This is a genomic window from Rhodococcus sp. 05-2254-6, from assembly GCF_002258565.1.
In the GTDB taxonomy this organism is placed as follows: domain Bacteria; phylum Actinomycetota; class Actinomycetes; order Mycobacteriales; family Mycobacteriaceae; genus Rhodococcoides.
The window spans coordinates 21,071-35,115 of sequence record NZ_NOZF01000188.1 but is presented as its reverse complement, the minus strand read 5'-3'; the positions used below and the strand labels follow the sequence as shown (position 1 = coordinate 35,115).

The 14,045-nt window shown below is 61.2% G+C and carries 13 protein-coding genes; all 13 read left to right on the top strand.

The features are described 5' to 3' along the window. Positions 1–912 (top strand): thioesterase domain-containing protein (locus CH256_RS26495; protein WP_141215049.1); only part of this gene is annotated, 912 nt, incomplete at its 5' end. Continuing rightward, positions 881–2,344: a methylmalonyl-CoA mutase family protein gene (locus CH256_RS26490; RefSeq protein ID WP_032364855.1), complete on the top strand. Its 1,464-nt coding sequence runs from the start codon at positions 881–883 to the stop codon at positions 2,342–2,344. The genes CH256_RS26495 and CH256_RS26490, both read left to right, overlap by 32 nt. A gap of 98 nt (positions 2,345–2,442) precedes the next feature. Beyond that, positions 2,443–2,703: a phosphopantetheine-binding protein gene (locus CH256_RS26485; protein ID WP_032382025.1), complete on the top strand. Its 261-nt coding sequence runs from the start codon at positions 2,443–2,445 to the stop codon at positions 2,701–2,703. Continuing rightward, a complete protein-coding gene (locus tag CH256_RS26480; RefSeq protein WP_015586172.1) occupies positions 2,700–4,283 on the top strand; it encodes an AMP-binding protein in 1,584 nt (527 codons plus the stop codon). The genes CH256_RS26485 and CH256_RS26480 overlap by 4 nt, the downstream gene beginning before the upstream one ends. After that, a complete protein-coding gene (locus tag CH256_RS26475) occupies positions 4,280–6,124 on the top strand; it encodes a condensation domain-containing protein (protein WP_015586173.1) in 1,845 nt (614 codons plus the stop codon). Before CH256_RS26480 ends, CH256_RS26475 begins: the two co-directional genes overlap by 4 nt. Continuing rightward, the gene (gene ccrA / locus CH256_RS26470; RefSeq protein WP_015586174.1) at positions 6,108–7,430 is read left to right on the top strand and encodes a crotonyl-CoA carboxylase/reductase; all 1,323 of its coding nucleotides are present in this window, start codon (positions 6,108–6,110) and stop codon (positions 7,428–7,430) included. The genes CH256_RS26475 and ccrA overlap by 17 nt, the downstream gene beginning before the upstream one ends. After that, positions 7,427–7,882, top strand: a complete 456-nt coding sequence (locus CH256_RS26465; protein ID WP_015586175.1) for a cobalamin B12-binding domain-containing protein — start codon at positions 7,427–7,429, stop codon at positions 7,880–7,882. The genes ccrA and CH256_RS26465 overlap by 4 nt, the downstream gene beginning before the upstream one ends. Beyond that, positions 7,879–8,634, top strand: a complete 756-nt coding sequence (gene meaB / locus CH256_RS26460; protein ID WP_015586176.1) for a methylmalonyl Co-A mutase-associated GTPase MeaB — start codon at positions 7,879–7,881, stop codon at positions 8,632–8,634. Before CH256_RS26465 ends, meaB begins: the two co-directional genes overlap by 4 nt. A 312-nt stretch (positions 8,635–8,946) precedes the next feature. After that, a complete protein-coding gene (mce, locus tag CH256_RS26455; protein ID WP_015586177.1) occupies positions 8,947–9,381 on the top strand; it encodes a methylmalonyl-CoA epimerase in 435 nt (144 codons plus the stop codon). A 208-nt stretch (positions 9,382–9,589) separates the two neighbouring features. Further along, positions 9,590–10,789 carry a hypothetical protein gene (locus CH256_RS26450; protein WP_032375849.1) on the top strand — a complete coding sequence of 400 codons (1,200 nt, stop codon included), beginning with the start codon at positions 9,590–9,592 and terminating at the stop codon, positions 10,787–10,789. After that, positions 10,786–10,938: a hypothetical protein gene (locus CH256_RS28270; RefSeq protein WP_155289037.1), complete on the top strand. Its 153-nt coding sequence runs from the start codon at positions 10,786–10,788 to the stop codon at positions 10,936–10,938. Before CH256_RS26450 ends, CH256_RS28270 begins: the two co-directional genes overlap by 4 nt. Positions 10,939–11,328: 390 nt before the next feature. After that, positions 11,329–12,165: a hypothetical protein gene (locus tag CH256_RS26440; protein ID WP_015586180.1), complete on the top strand. Its 837-nt coding sequence runs from the start codon at positions 11,329–11,331 to the stop codon at positions 12,163–12,165. Between the two features lie 246 nt (positions 12,166–12,411). Next, the gene (locus CH256_RS26435) at positions 12,412–13,920 is read left to right on the top strand and encodes a hypothetical protein (RefSeq protein WP_141216646.1); all 1,509 of its coding nucleotides are present in this window, start codon (positions 12,412–12,414) and stop codon (positions 13,918–13,920) included. Positions 13,921–14,045: the final 125 nt, after the last annotated feature.

Sequence of the window (14,045 nt, the reverse complement as noted above, 5' to 3'; positions counted from 1 at the left end):
TCGCTCTCTGCGATGCGTGTCGTAGCCGCCGTGCAGGAAACCTTCGACTGTGAAATCAGCGTCCGTGCACTCATGGAAGCCCCCACCGTAGCGGGCCTGAGCAAACAACTCTTCAACTGGTCCAGTTCCGACGAGATACCTCAGGTCGTGAAGTTGTGCCGAGGGCCAGGGCGTCCACTTTTCTGCATACACCCTGGTGGGGGCGTCAGCTGGGCGTACCGCGCCTTGGGAAGCATCGTGCAGCGCCCAATATTCGCTATTCAGCAAACCGTCGACGGCGAACGTCCGCGTACGGTCCGCGAAATGGCCGGCGAGTATGCCGACCTCGTCCAGTCAGTCCAGCCCGATGGGCCCTACGACCTGCTGGGATGGTCCTTCGGTGGTGTCGTCGCCCACCAGATGGCTACCGTGCTGGAACGGAGAGGGGCGCACGTACGTCGGCTAATACTGTTGGACGCAGCTCTAGTAGAACCCGGTACGACACGCTCGCCAGACGCGGATTTCAATGAGACCGACGTCCTGCGGCATTTCGTGTCCAAGAACGTCGACCTGCCCGATCTGAAAGAATTGACCTCTTACGAGCAGGCCACGGAATGGCTGGAAACTCATTCGTCACTCGGCGCAGCTATTCCGCCAGCTTGGATGATCAGCCACGTCGTTCGCAATCTCCGATTCAATTCTGACCTCTGGCACGGCCACACACCGGACCTATTCGGGGGCGGCGCTGTGGTGTTCCAGGGAAGCGATCACGAACGCGATCCAGGTTATTCAAGAGACTGGACACGTTTTATCGCTCGTCCAGTCACGGAGATCGCAGTGGAGTGCGAACACAACGACATGTTGAGTCCCGATGCGTTGGACGCCTACGGCGACCGGCTGCGTGCAGAACTGGAAGGCGACGATTATGAGTAAACCAGGCGAGTTTCCTTATGAGGCAGGTATTCATCCCAAGGGCTATGTGTCTAGGCCATGGACGATCAGGCAATTGGCTGGGCTTGGCGACGGCGTAGACACCAATAGGCGGTTCCATTATCTCCTCGACCAAGGCGAGACAGGTCTTTCGTTGGCTTTCGACCTGCCCACCCAGCTCGGACTCGACCCGGACGATCCAACGGCTGCCGGTGAGGTCGGTCGCGCCGGGGTCTCGGTGTCCACCGTCGACGACTTGGCCGCAGTGTTCGACGGAATACCGCTGGATCAGGTGTCAGTCTCTTTCACCATCAATGCGACCGCACCGATGATCTTGGCCCTATGGATCGTGGTTGCCGAAGAATCAGGCGTCAACCCTGCGCTATTACGTGGCACTTTGCAGAACGAAATGCTGAAAGAGCACGCGGCTCGCAAGGCGTTCGTGTTCGACTTGGACGACAGCTTCCGCTTCTCGTTAGACGTTATCGAGTACTGCATACGCAACTTGCCCAAGGTCAATCCGGTATCGATCTCGGGTGGACACGCCCGTGAAGCCGGTGCGAGCCGAGCAATGGAAGTGGCGCTCGGCATCGCTGATGCGGAGACGTACTTGCAAGGGATGCTGGAGCGGGGGTTTACCGTCGACGAGGTCGCACCCCGGCTCAGCTTCATCTTTGGGACCCATATGGAGGTTCTTGCCGAGGCGGCCAAGTTCCGTGTCCTACGCAGGATGTATGCCCGCCGCATGGTGGACCTCTTCGGCGCTGCTGACGCGAAGTCGAGCCGCATGCGTGTTCAGGTCAATACTTTCGGCTCCGCTCTCGCCGCCTCCGAACCGCTCAACAACATCGCGCGTACGACCATTCAGGCCGTAGCGGCCGTCCTCGGCGGGGTGCAGTCTCTGCATGTGTGCGGCTTCGACGAGGCCGAACAAACGCCTGGGCAGCTATCGGCACGCATTGCGCTGAGGATTCAGCAGATCATCTTGAAGGAAACCGATCTAGCCAGATACGTCGACCCCCTCGGCGGGTCCGAGGCAATAGCTCGCATCGCCGATGAAATCGAAGCAGAGGCTACGGGGTGGCTAGATGACATCGCTGCCCATGGTGGCTTGTTGGACTGTCTGCGCAGTGGCTGGCTGGAATCGCGCATTGACGACATGGCCTACGCCACCCGCGGCCCCGTCGTCGGCGTCGTCGAAGCCGAGAGTTCCGAAGAAGAGGAGTGGCTCACTGAAAGGCAACTGCGTTCGGGTGTCGTACCGGGCCGCCGCCGTCCCTTCGAGCGCGGGGTTTGTAGCGCAGAACTACGTGCTGTGACCGATGACGTGGCCGCGGGCCGCAATGTCATGAATTCGATGATCGCAGCAGCACGGGCTCGGGCCAGCATCGGCCAAATGCAACGGGCGGTGGCAGAAGGGCTCGAATCGAAATGACCGCATCTAACCGGAGCAGCAGCAGTCCGGGTCAATCCCGTACCCAAACACACTCAAGGGTGCAGCCAACTGACCACTCGGATGGGGAGCAGAGAAATATGAGCAAACAACGGATGGCTACCACTATTACGAGTTTCTGGGAACGGGCTCTCGGCGAAGAAAATCTCACGCTCGATGACAATTTCTTCGATTTGGGCGGTGATTCGCTCACGGCCGCGAAAATCCTTGCCCTTATCCAGCGGGAGTATGGGCTGCAAGCGGAATTGCATCTAATTTTTAACAACCCCACCATCGAAGAATTCGTGGAGGCCGTTGATGAAGAACTAGCAGGGGTAGCGCCGCGGGGAGAAGATGCATGACCGCCCCAAAATTCAAGTCACTGTGGGGAGGTCCGGCGACACCCGATTGTCACTTAACTGGATTTGTTCGCCGTGTCACCCACGATCCGGGGCGTACGGCTGTAGTCGACGCCGATCGTTCGTACACCTACGGAGAACTGGCAGCTTGGGCGCAAACGGTGTCGTCCAACTTGACGCTGGCCGGCGTGAACGTAGGAGACCGGGTTGCGGTATCGCTTCCGCGAGGCGCGGGTGCAGTCGCTGCATTACTCGGGGTGCTGCTGCATGGAGCGACGTACGTCCCGTTGGACCCCGAGTACCCCGTGGAACGGATTCAGTTCATGGTGGATGACTGCGCACCTCGCGCCCTAATCGCCACCACGCGATCACGTGTGAACCACCACGCCCCGCTGGTCGACATCGGGCTGCCCCCCGGAGTAACCCAACCGATCGACCTGCGCGCCGTCGCGTGCGATGCCGCACTTCCGGTCTACATCATCTACACATCCGGATCGACCGGCTGGCCGAAGGGCGTAGCGCTGAACCATCTCTGCATCGACACAATGGTCGATTGGCAAACATCCCACTCACCCCACCCCGAACTACGCACCGCACAGTTCGCCCCGCTAAATTTCGACGTCTCGTTCCAGGAGATATTGGGCACGCTGTGCGGCGGCGGCACGCTTGCGATCATGCCGGAGAAGCTACGCCGTGAACCAGCCCAATTGCTTCGATGGCTCTCCGATCAACGAATCGAGCGGCTGTTCGTCCCATTCGTTGCGTTGCAGATGCTGGCAGTGACGGCCCAGCGGGACATGCTGGCGCAACTGTGCTTGGTCGAGGTAAATACCGCCGGTGAGCAAGTAGTGTGCTCGGAAGATATTCGCGCAATGTTCGCATGTATGCCCGGCTGCCGGCTGGTCAACCACTACGGACAAAGCGAATCCGCCATGGTGACCTCGCACATCCTGGGGCCCGATCCGTATGCCTGGCCCAATCTGCCACCAATCGGCGAACCCCTGCCGGGATGCGAACTACTCATCGCGCCGGAAGTTCCAGAAACTCCGAACATCGGAGAGCTTCTCGTATCCGGAAATCCATTGTCGGATGGATATCTGGGGCGTCCCGAGCTGACAGTGGAGCGCTACGTCAGCATCCTTCCCTCACCAGCCGGTAACACCCGAGCCTTCCGTACCGGTGACCTGGTGGAGCTGACAGACAGCGGCTTGCGCTTCCTATCCCGAATGGACAGCCAGATCAAAGTGCGGGGAATCCGCGTTGATCTCCTAGAAATCGATGCGCAGTTGCTAACAGCTCCCGACTTCGCTGCAGCGGCGACGGTCATGGTGGTGACTAAGTCCGGCCATGCCAGCCTGCGCGCCGCAGTAGTCCTTCGTGAGGGCTGCACCGGCCCAGTCGAGGCCAACGCTCTTAAGCGACTACGCAAGGTACTGCCCGAGGTTTCGGTCCCTGTTTCGGTGACGGAACTGCCCGAACTGCCCAGGACCCCCAGCGGGAAGGTTAATCGTGAGAGAGTCGCTGAGCTCATCGCAGATGACTGCCGGCGGCGTCGCCGACACAGTCAGGGCGGTGACGAATGACCACAATCCTGCACGATAGGCCCGCCGATGCGGGCCAATACGCACTCTGGGCCGAAGCCACGATTGATCCCTCGATTAGTGGCGGCGGATATTTCGTGGCGACCTTTCGCGGTGTACTTGACGAGCATCACCTCGAGGCCGCTGCGCGCGCCGTGCTTGAACGACACGAGCCGCTGCGGTCGGTGCTGCGGCTTGTGCGGGGACAGTTGCGCCAGTGCGTCCTGCCGGCACTTGAGGCATGTTCTTTCGAGCGCGCCACTATCCCATGCGAAGACGGCTCCGAGTCGGCGGCGGTCCGAGAATGGTGCAAGCAGCGCGAACAGGACAAGCGCTGGGACCTAGCCACCGAGGCACCAATTCGTTTCCAACTTCTAACCCATGCTCCCAACCGCTGCTCGATGGTCTTCGAGGCTCATCACGCCGGCTTTGACGGGCGCAGCAAGTTTATTGTCGCCCGCGATTTCTCGAACTATCTGGGGAAACTGAGAATCGGCCATCAAGTGAATCCGACGCCGCTGGCCGCGCCCAGTACGCCCGTTGCCACGGAGGCAGTCACCGCGGAGGCCATCGAATTTTGGCGTACTGCTATCGACAAACGGATGCCCTTGACACTTCCCGAGGGCGGCCGTCTGGGGCAGCGGTCCATTGCTGCCTCGCCGACAATCGAACTGGAGCCCTCAGCGGTTGCCGCCCTTCGCGCGATCGCTCAAAACCTGCAGGTGAGCACATTCACGATGCTTTTCGCAGCGCTCACTCGACAAATGACGGCTTACGACAACATTGATCCGGTGTTGTCTGTGGCTTCGGACGTCAGTGACGAACACACCGGACATGTCGCCGGCTTGCAAACCAACGTGGTCCCCGTATCCATCGAAACCTCCCGCCAGATGGCGACGGAAAAATCCGTTGCCTCGGCCCGCCGGGCGCTCACACACTTGGCTCGCTATCGCCGCGTCCCGTTCGTGGACCTGGTGTCCGGTGTGCCCGGCAGACCCCTCGCTCGGCTCAGTACTGAGCTCGGCCTGTCATTTCCCCGTCCGCCAGCCCAACTTGACCTGGAAATCCCCGGCCTACGTTCGGAGTGGGAGTTTTTCACGCCAAACACAAACGCTGCTTTGGCCAGAACGCTGCAGATCCGTGCGCACTGGCCGCAGTGCCGGGTGCGGCTCGACTATCGCCAGGATCTGATGGGTGCAGCGGAAGCAGAAATATTTCTTGCCGATTTTCGCACTGCTGTCACAGATCTCGCTTCAGACCGAGAAACATCCTTGGTCAGCTCTACGAGCAAAGTCCGGCCCCGAGCAGCCGGCGCGGGGACCCCGTACATCTGTGCTGGCGTCCGCGCGGGGACACTATGTAACGACGACGCTCCCCACCCTCCGCGCTTGATGCCATCGGACGGTGTGAGATTCACCGTGCGTGGCCGGTCGGAACAGTTACTGCCCTGTTGTATAGCGGGCACGATCTGGGTTCATCTCGCCGACGGCCGCGAGGTTTGCACCGACGACTGTGGGTACGTCGCGGCAGACGGCGAGATGCGACACCTAGGACCTCGGGAGGGTCGGTGGATCCGCACCCGAAGCCTCATTGATGCCTCCGCAGTCGCCCGCGTCGCCCGAACCCACACTTGGGTACGAGAGGCGGAAGTGCAGCTGGTGAGGGGCCGTACCGACACCGCGGTGCTCAGTGTGTCTGGACCAACTCGCAATGTCCCGAGCGCACGAGAAATCCGAGCACATCTGCGGACTTTTCTGCACGCCAGTGATCTGCCTGGACGTATCAAAATCACCTGTACCGACACCCTACCGACGAACAAGGATGACAATGAACGAACTCTCTGAAGCTGTAATCGCGGGTGCCTCTCCGGACGTACTTGAGAGCCTTCCCGTCCCACCTGAATACAACGCCGCCTACCTAGATGTAGAAGACATCCAGATTTTCGCCGGCGTCGAGGACAAAGACGTTCGAAAGTCGATTCACCTCGGCAGTGTGCCCATGCCGGAACTTGCTCCTGATGAGGTGTTGGTCGCTGTTATGGCAGCGGCGATGAACTACAACACAATCTGGTCCGCTACCTTCGAGCCGATCCCCACTTTCAACTTCCTGCGGCACTACGCAAAACAGGGCGGCTGGGCCTCTCGTCACGACCAGCCGTACCACGTACTGGGGTCGGACGCAGCCGGGGTGATCGTGCGCGTCGGGGCCGGTGTGCGCAAGTGGAAGGTCGGGGACCATGTCGCCGTAGGGACGGCTCATGTCGATGACCAGGAACCGCTCACCCATCACGACGGCATGCTCGGCCACGAGCAGCGAGCATGGGGGTTTGAGACAAACTTCGGAGGCCTCGCTGACTATGCGGTCGTCCGCGCGAGTCAATTACTACCCAAGGCAGCGCACCTCACCTGGGAAGAGGCTGCCAGCAACCCATTGTGCGCGGGAACGGCCTACCGGATGCTCGTCAGCGAGCGCGGTGCCAACATGCGTCAAGGCGATGTAGTCCTCATTTGGGGCGCGGCGGGTGGCCTCGGTGGCTACGCCGTGCAATTCGTCCGCAACGGCGGCGGCATACCAATCGGCATAGTCAGCTCGGACGCAAAAGCCGAGGTCGCCCGCAAGCTTGGCTGTGAGCTGGTCATCGATCGGCGCGAGATCGGTGAGATTTCCGCTGACCCGGACGCCACCGTCGCGGCAGGAAAACTGCTGGGCAAGATCATCAGGCGAGAGATCGGAGAGGATCCGAACATCGTCTTCGAGCACGTTGGCCGCGAGACCTTCGGCCTCTCGGTATTCGTGGCCCGCCGCGGCGGCACAATCGTCACCTGTGGATCGAGCACGGGTTACCAACACACGTTCGACAACCGCTACTTGTGGATGCGCCTGAAAAGAATAGTAGGCAGCCACGGGGCGAATTTGTACGAGCAGTGGCAGACGAACCGCCTCATCCAGCGCGGCCAAGTGCAACCTATGTTGTCTGAAGTGCACCCGTTTCAAGAGACACCAGAAGCCGCACGCAGGATTCAACTAAACGAGCACCTCGGCAAAGTTGGCATACTTTGCCTAGCACCCTCGAGTGGGCTCGGTGTCACCGACGTCGACCTGCGTTCCCGGATCGGCGAGGCGCGGATCACACCGCTGGTGACGGCATGACAGCTCCGAACCCGAGCTTCGACGCAGGAAAGGCCGAAGGCCGCGTGCATCGTGTCCGAGTGGTGGTTGCCAAACCTGGGCTGGATGGCCACGATCGCGGTGCCAAAGTGGTGGCGCGCGCACTTCGTGATGCCGGCATGGAAGTTATCTACACCGGATTGCGTCAGACACCCGAGCAAATCGTCCGCACCACTTTGGAAGAGGGTGCCGACGCTGTCGGTCTGTCACTGCTATCGGGCGCTCACATGGAACTGGTACCCCGCGTAATCGAGCTGTTGGCCGAGAATAACGCGATGGAGATACCCATCTTCTGTGGCGGCGTCATTCCACCTGGAGACGCACGCAAGCTCGCTGAAATGGGAGTGCTCCGGGTCTTTACCTCTCGGGATTCCCTTCAGGAGATCACCCGTTGGGCACAAACGAACCTACATCCGCTCAAGGAGACGGAGTGACGAGGCACCAGAACTGTCAGACCTTGGAGTCTGCACGGCAAGGCAATATCAGGGCGCTGGCGCAACTAATGACTCGCGCGGAGAACTACGCCATCACTGAGGTTGACGTCATCTCTCCGGCTGCACCGGACCACCCCCGAACCGCCTGTACGGTGATTGGCTTGACAGGTCCTCCTGGTGTCGGAAAGTCGACGTTGATTTCATGTCTTATCGCCGAGTACCGCAAGCGGGGTCAGCGCGTGGCAGTGCTCTGCTTTGATCCGTCATCGCCGATAACCGGCGGTGCGCTCCTCGGTGACCGCATCCGTATGCAGGAGCACTCAGATGATCCCGGAGTTTTCATTCGGTCAGTGTCCAGTCGTGGCCATCTCGGAGGACTTTCGGCCACGGCCAGGACAATGATCGCGATCCTGTCTGAGATCGAATTTGACAGGATCTTGATCGAGACGGTCGGAACCGGGCAGTCAGAGGTGGAAATCGCATCAATCGCGGACGACACCATCGTTGTTCTAGCGCCTGGAGCAGGTGACGGCATCCAAATGGCCAAGGCTGGTGTTCTGGAAATCGCCGACCTCTACGTCGTAAACAAGGCAGATCAGAACGGAGTCCACGCAGTACTTCGCGAACTCCAGGCCGTGATCGAGCTTGGTCAACGCGACGTCCCCATTGTGACGACTACCGCCAGCCGTCAAGAAGGGGCCGCCGAGGTAGTTAGAGCCCTTGAGGCCAAGCGAAAATCTCCTATGACGTAGAGCTGGAGCAGATCGTTCCTCCAGTCATTACCTCTGCCGCGCTTTGCAAAGCAGCGAAGCTTTGGGCCACCGTTAGGTGATCGAAGTCTGCGACATCGACGGGGACACCTGCATGGCACGAAATCACCTGCGCAGCGGCTTGAACTGGGCCCGAGTCAAGGGTTGGGCTGAATTTGACGACCTAGGCAACCAAGCAAAGTAGGGACTGTTGGCAGAGTTCAGATTGACTGATCTTGTAAATATCAGTCAGACAAGCGGATTCGGTCATGTCAGCATGTTGCATAGCGAGCAGTTATGCGGTGGACTGTAGGCATGCTGACTCGAATTGACCATATCGGGATTGTTTGTTTCGACCTCGACAAAACCGTCGAATTCTACAGTGCCACCTATGGATTCGAGGTTACTCACCTGGAATCGAACGAGGAGGAGGGTATCCGTGAAGCGATGTTGAAGATCAACGAGACCCCGGACGGTTACGCCTCGTACCTCCAGCTGCTGGGCTCGACCCGGGACGACTCAGTAGTAGGCAAGTGGCTGGCCAAGAACGGAGAAGGCGTCCACCACATCGCATTCGGCACGAACGACGTGAGTGGCGAAACAGAAGCCATACGGAGTAAGGGCGTCCGGGCACTCTACGACGAGCCGAGACAAGGTTCAATGGGGTCCCGAATCAACTTCCTGCACCCAAAGGATTGCCACGGGGTCTTGACTGAACTCGTCACCGCCGCAACACCAGACTCCGAATGACAACTGCCAGTTAATGTTGCGATGGTCCATATCGTCAGAGTGTTGATGCGGATTTGTGCCATGGAGTGGTAGACGAGGGGGCGGGATGGGAAAATTGGCGCGGCGTTCGGATAGAAGAGGGCAGAAGCCTCGGAATGCGAAGGGCACTCGGGTTCGCCGTGATGGATTCGACGGTGAGTTCGTTCCAGGGCAACAATTTTCGGTCGACATGCGTATCCGCCGTCAGGCCGCCGAGGTGCTGGAAGCAAAGGTCACCGCGGCGCGGTGGCCCCTTGTGCTCGAGGCCATCGAGGCCGCAGCCTGGCCGGTGGAGACCTACCTGGGAAAATTCCTTAAGGGCGGCTACGACGTGATCCGGTTTCGGTCCGACCCGGCCGACGTGGGCGAGATGCTCCATAGGTTGTCCCGGATGACGAAGCTGCCGGTCGAAGCTGTTGCGCGGGAGCCCCACAAGCACTTGCCCTTCTGGCTCGATGACGAACCGGAATCGCACGATGTCGGCCTGCAGCCCTTCCGTTGGTTCCAGATGCTTTACTACAGCCACTTCCTTCTGCGCGCGTCGACGGCGGACCGGTATGCCTACTATGCGACGCCGGAGATGTCTGCGTTGATCGAGGCCGGCCAGAGTGCCGATCGAGACCATGATGTTGCTGTGACCGTGGCCGATCTTCCCTCGAGCAGAGGAGTTCTCTATCTCGCTCCAGCGGATGGAGTGCCCGACCACGGGCGGGTCCTGGTGTGGAACGAGACAGGTCGCGACAGTGGAAGTGGAACCGATGTTCTCCTGATAGCCATGCTTACCGTTCCTGCTTTGCGGTGGTGGTTGGCGCGGGCCGACGGGGCACTTCCTACTGACGGAAACCGGTTGTACCGCGTCGTCAACGACTACCTACCGGTGTTTCCTTTCGCCGAGGTCCAGCTCAGCCCAGCCGAATTCGATGCTGCGCCCAGTGCACCGAACCGATCAGGAGGCGCGGGTTTCACGGACGTCGGTCCCGACGAACCTGCGCATTCCGTGACCGCCATGAATGACCTGGATTACGTTGCGCGAACGTTCTTCTCGATGGTGAACATGCTGCGAGGCAACAAGTTCGTGGAGTCCACCCGCCAGCAGTCGGCGCGCATGCGAGACAACGACGGCGTAGTCAAGCGGATGCGTGAGGTGACGTATTTGTCGTACCGGCAGCCGCGGTCTGCATCCAGTGCTTCATCGTCGGAAGGATCTGGCAAGCTCTCGCACCGCCACGTCGTTCGGGGGCATTGGCGTCGGCATTGGTATCCATCGCAGAAGCGTCATCTACCCATGTGGATCGATGAGCATTTGCAGGGGCCCGCGGATGCCCCGATTGTCGTCAAGAGCAAGGTGACTGTGGTGCGCCCGCCTGCGGAGAATGAGAGTGTTGAATGACCAACGACCGTAGTTTCGATCCGGACGCCGATCACGGCCAGGCGGGCTGGGTGACTCTGCCCAGTGGACAGCGTGCTTACCGCTACCACGGCTCGGACGACCTGATCTACGACGGAGCAACCGCCCCCGAGGCCGACGCGTCGAACTAGACGTAGATTGGAACTCCTCGGCGCAGGCTCGAGAAGACCGATGCACCGTCATGCCGGAAAGAACGACGCAGCTCGTCCAGTCATTCACATGAATGATTGTTGCCTGGGAACCACAAAGCAGCGCTGTGCGTCCAACACAGCATGGACGACGACGAGTGCGCAGCCATCCGTGACGAGGGGCGCGACCCCAGCGACCCGGCCGTCGTAAGCGCCCTCGACCAGGTGAAACGAACGCTTCACCTATACCGGCATCTCGCCTGGACCTTCACGGCAGACGCCCTCGACACTCGCACCCTCCACCGCTGAACGCGCCCACCTGCACGTTCGACAATCGAACATGCGTTCGATACGGTGTGGTGGTTCCTATCGGCGCGCGAAAGGTCGATCCACATGGCCACCGTCGACGCAATCGGGGACCTCACCGGCTTGGGCAAGGCCGAACAGCTCGCCGCGCTCCGACGCAGCATGGCCGCGATCCCCGGACGACGTGTCCACGCACCCATCGAGCCCGTCGACGCATCCCTGTTCGCCCCATCTCAGCCAACGGCCCCGCCCGCCGACGAACAGACCCTCAGCGGCCCTGTGCGTTCACAGACCCTGCGCACCATCCCCGTGCCCACGCCACTGTCGGAACTCCTCCCACGCGGTGCGCTGGCCCGCGGAACGGCCATCTCGATTACTGGTGCCGGATCGATCCTCGTCGGTCTCGTCGCTACAGCCAGCGCGGCCGGCCACCACGTCGCATTGATCGGGCAGTCGAAGTTCGGACTCCTCGCCGTCCACGAGCAGGGCGGCGACCTGTCGAAAATCCACCTGATCGACCCAGGCCAAACAGACCCCCTCGACGCTGCGAGCCTCTGTATCGAGGGCCTCGATCTGGTCGTGACGACCGTGCACGGACGCGATGTTCCGCCAACCCGGGCGCGTGCCCTGTTGGCCCGAAACCGTACGCACGCAGGAATTCTCGCGATCACGAACGGACGCATGCCCGGTCTCGACCTGGCAGTCTCCTCGCGGCCTGTCGCGTACGGCGGAATCGAGCAGGGCAGGGGCCGTATCCGGTCGATCACCCTCGAGACCACCGTGCACGGGCGCGGTATCGCCGAGCGCACCGGCCGCTACACCCTCACCGCGCCCACGTTCGGCGAACAGGGCCTGCGGTGGATCCCGAGCAGCGTCGACGCGGCCGTCCTGCACCGGCCACACGGTCTGGCGGTCGTGCAGTGAGCCCCGAGATGTACGAGAACTGGCCCGTCACTTTCGATCCGCCCACACGCCTCGTTGTCGATCCCCCTCAGAGAGTCTTGGTCAGCGTCGCGCTCACCGTGGCTGGCTCGTCTGGAGGATCCTTCCGTGACGGGGTGCCGCTCAAAGTCCGGTCCGAAGGTCTCTAGCCAGTGAAGTGTTGTTGTTGCAATCGATTTGACTGATTTCGGGCCGCCAGCGTGGTGCTTGCAGATACGGTGGATCGCAATGGTCGATCTTTGTCGGTGGCAGGTGTTCTGGTGCGATCCAGCCGGTTCGTCGGCTGATGCCGTCGACGATCCGGTGCTTGCAGGGTTGCCCTCGTTGCCGGAGTGGGCCCGCCGGCATGGGACGCGTGCGGGACAACCGTTTCTGCTGCGTACGGATGGCCACTGTGTGCCGGAGGTCGACGAGTTCTTCGCTTCGCCCCGGATGCGGAGCTGCAAGCATGGGACGGTCCGCAAGTATGCGTTCACACTCGCGACGTGGGTGGGCTTTCTCGACGCGATCGAATGTCGTTGGCACGAGGCAGGTTCCGACCAGATCGATGCGTTCAAGTTCTGGCGGATGACCGATGCGGCAAACCCGGTACGCGTTGCAGGTGGCACCGTCAGATCGGATCTGGTCGCGATCAGCACGTTCTACGAGTGGGCACACCGCACTTATGGTGTAACGAATCCGGTGCTACGCGTGGCAGTCCGCGGTCACCGACCCAGAGAAATAGCTACCGAGGCATATCAGGCGACTCCGCACGTGGTGCGTGATCGTGACGTGAAGTGGCTCGACCCAGCAGGGTACCGGCGATGGCGTGACATCGGATTGCGTGGTCTGGACCGGCGTGGTCGAGAAGCGGAGGGGTGGCGTGGCCGGAACGCGCAGCGCGACACCGCGTTCGCCGACGGCCTGTACGGAACGGGGCTGCGGTTGTCGGAGTGGGCGAGTGTGTTGATGGTCGAGCTGCCGGTCGACGATGCCAGCCGGGGGTTCACGACGTGCCGGTTGGCGGCGGCCTGTGCGAAGGGCAGCCGAGGTCGCAGGTTCTGGATGCCTCGCGAAACGTTGACTGACGTACGTGCCTATGTGGAGGGCGAACGAGCCCGAGCAGTACGGCGAGCACGTCGGGAGGGCCGTTACGACCGGATCCTGGAGCGCCGGATCGTGGTTCGATTGCTCGGTGGTCGGCGGCTCGAACTCCGTGACCGTGGCGGTGCCAAATCCGTGGTGTCGTTGGACGCACTCGACCCGGCCGCACGGCTGTATCTGTTTCACGACGATGCAGGCGGGCTGAGCCCGGCGTCGCTGTGGGTGAACGAGGACGGCATGCCGCGGATACCGCATGGTTGGCAGCACACGTTCGTCACCGCAAACCGGCGAGTCGAGCGTGAAGGTTTGATCGGGTTGGCCGCGACCGCGCACATGTTGCGGCACTCGTTCGCTTTGCGGTGGTTCTCGGTCGGTCGGTTGTTGTACGAGCGGCGCTTCGCGCACCTCGATGCCGAGGAGATGAGGGACTACCGGGCACAGTTCGGTGACACCTGGTACTTCGTGATGACGCTTCTCGGGCACGCCGATGTTGCCACCACGATGAACACCTATCTGGAGCCGTTCCGCGATCTGGACGTCTCGTTACTGATCGAGCATGCGCACGGTGCGGCCATGGACCGGGTGCTGACGGATCTGTTCCGAACCGACCCTCGGGTGATCACCGACCCGCTCGCCGATGCAGGGCTCTCGTGAGCGCACAAGGCCGTCGAGCCCAGCTGCCCGGCCTGGGCTACACGTCTCCCGGACGGCAAGATCCGTTGGGGGACAACCGTTGTCGGGTCGTTTTCCATCCAGAGCGTGGTGGCCGCCCGACCACG

Excerpts from the sequence above, each read along its gene's own strand:
- CH256_RS28270 (WP_155289037.1), top strand. The coding sequence starts at position 10,786 with ATGACCAACGACCGTAGTTTCGATCCGGACGCCGATCACGGCCAGGCG.
- CH256_RS26440 (WP_015586180.1), top strand. The coding sequence starts at position 11,329 with ATGGCCACCGTCGACGCAATCGGGGACCTCACCGGCTTGGGCAAGGCC.
- CH256_RS26435 (WP_141216646.1), top strand. The coding sequence starts at position 12,412 with ATGGTCGATCTTTGTCGGTGGCAGGTGTTCTGGTGCGATCCAGCCGGT.
- CH256_RS26475 (WP_015586173.1), top strand. The coding sequence starts at position 4,280 with ATGACCACAATCCTGCACGATAGGCCCGCCGATGCGGGCCAATACGCA.
- CH256_RS26480 (WP_015586172.1), top strand. The coding sequence starts at position 2,700 with ATGACCGCCCCAAAATTCAAGTCACTGTGGGGAGGTCCGGCGACACCC.
- ccrA (WP_015586174.1), top strand. The coding sequence starts at position 6,108 with ATGAACGAACTCTCTGAAGCTGTAATCGCGGGTGCCTCTCCGGACGTA.
- CH256_RS26450 (WP_032375849.1), top strand. The coding sequence starts at position 9,590 with ATGCGTATCCGCCGTCAGGCCGCCGAGGTGCTGGAAGCAAAGGTCACC.
- mce (WP_015586177.1), top strand. The coding sequence starts at position 8,947 with ATGCTGACTCGAATTGACCATATCGGGATTGTTTGTTTCGACCTCGAC.
- CH256_RS26465 (WP_015586175.1), top strand. The coding sequence starts at position 7,427 with ATGACAGCTCCGAACCCGAGCTTCGACGCAGGAAAGGCCGAAGGCCGC.
- CH256_RS26485 (WP_032382025.1), top strand. The coding sequence starts at position 2,443 with ATGAGCAAACAACGGATGGCTACCACTATTACGAGTTTCTGGGAACGG.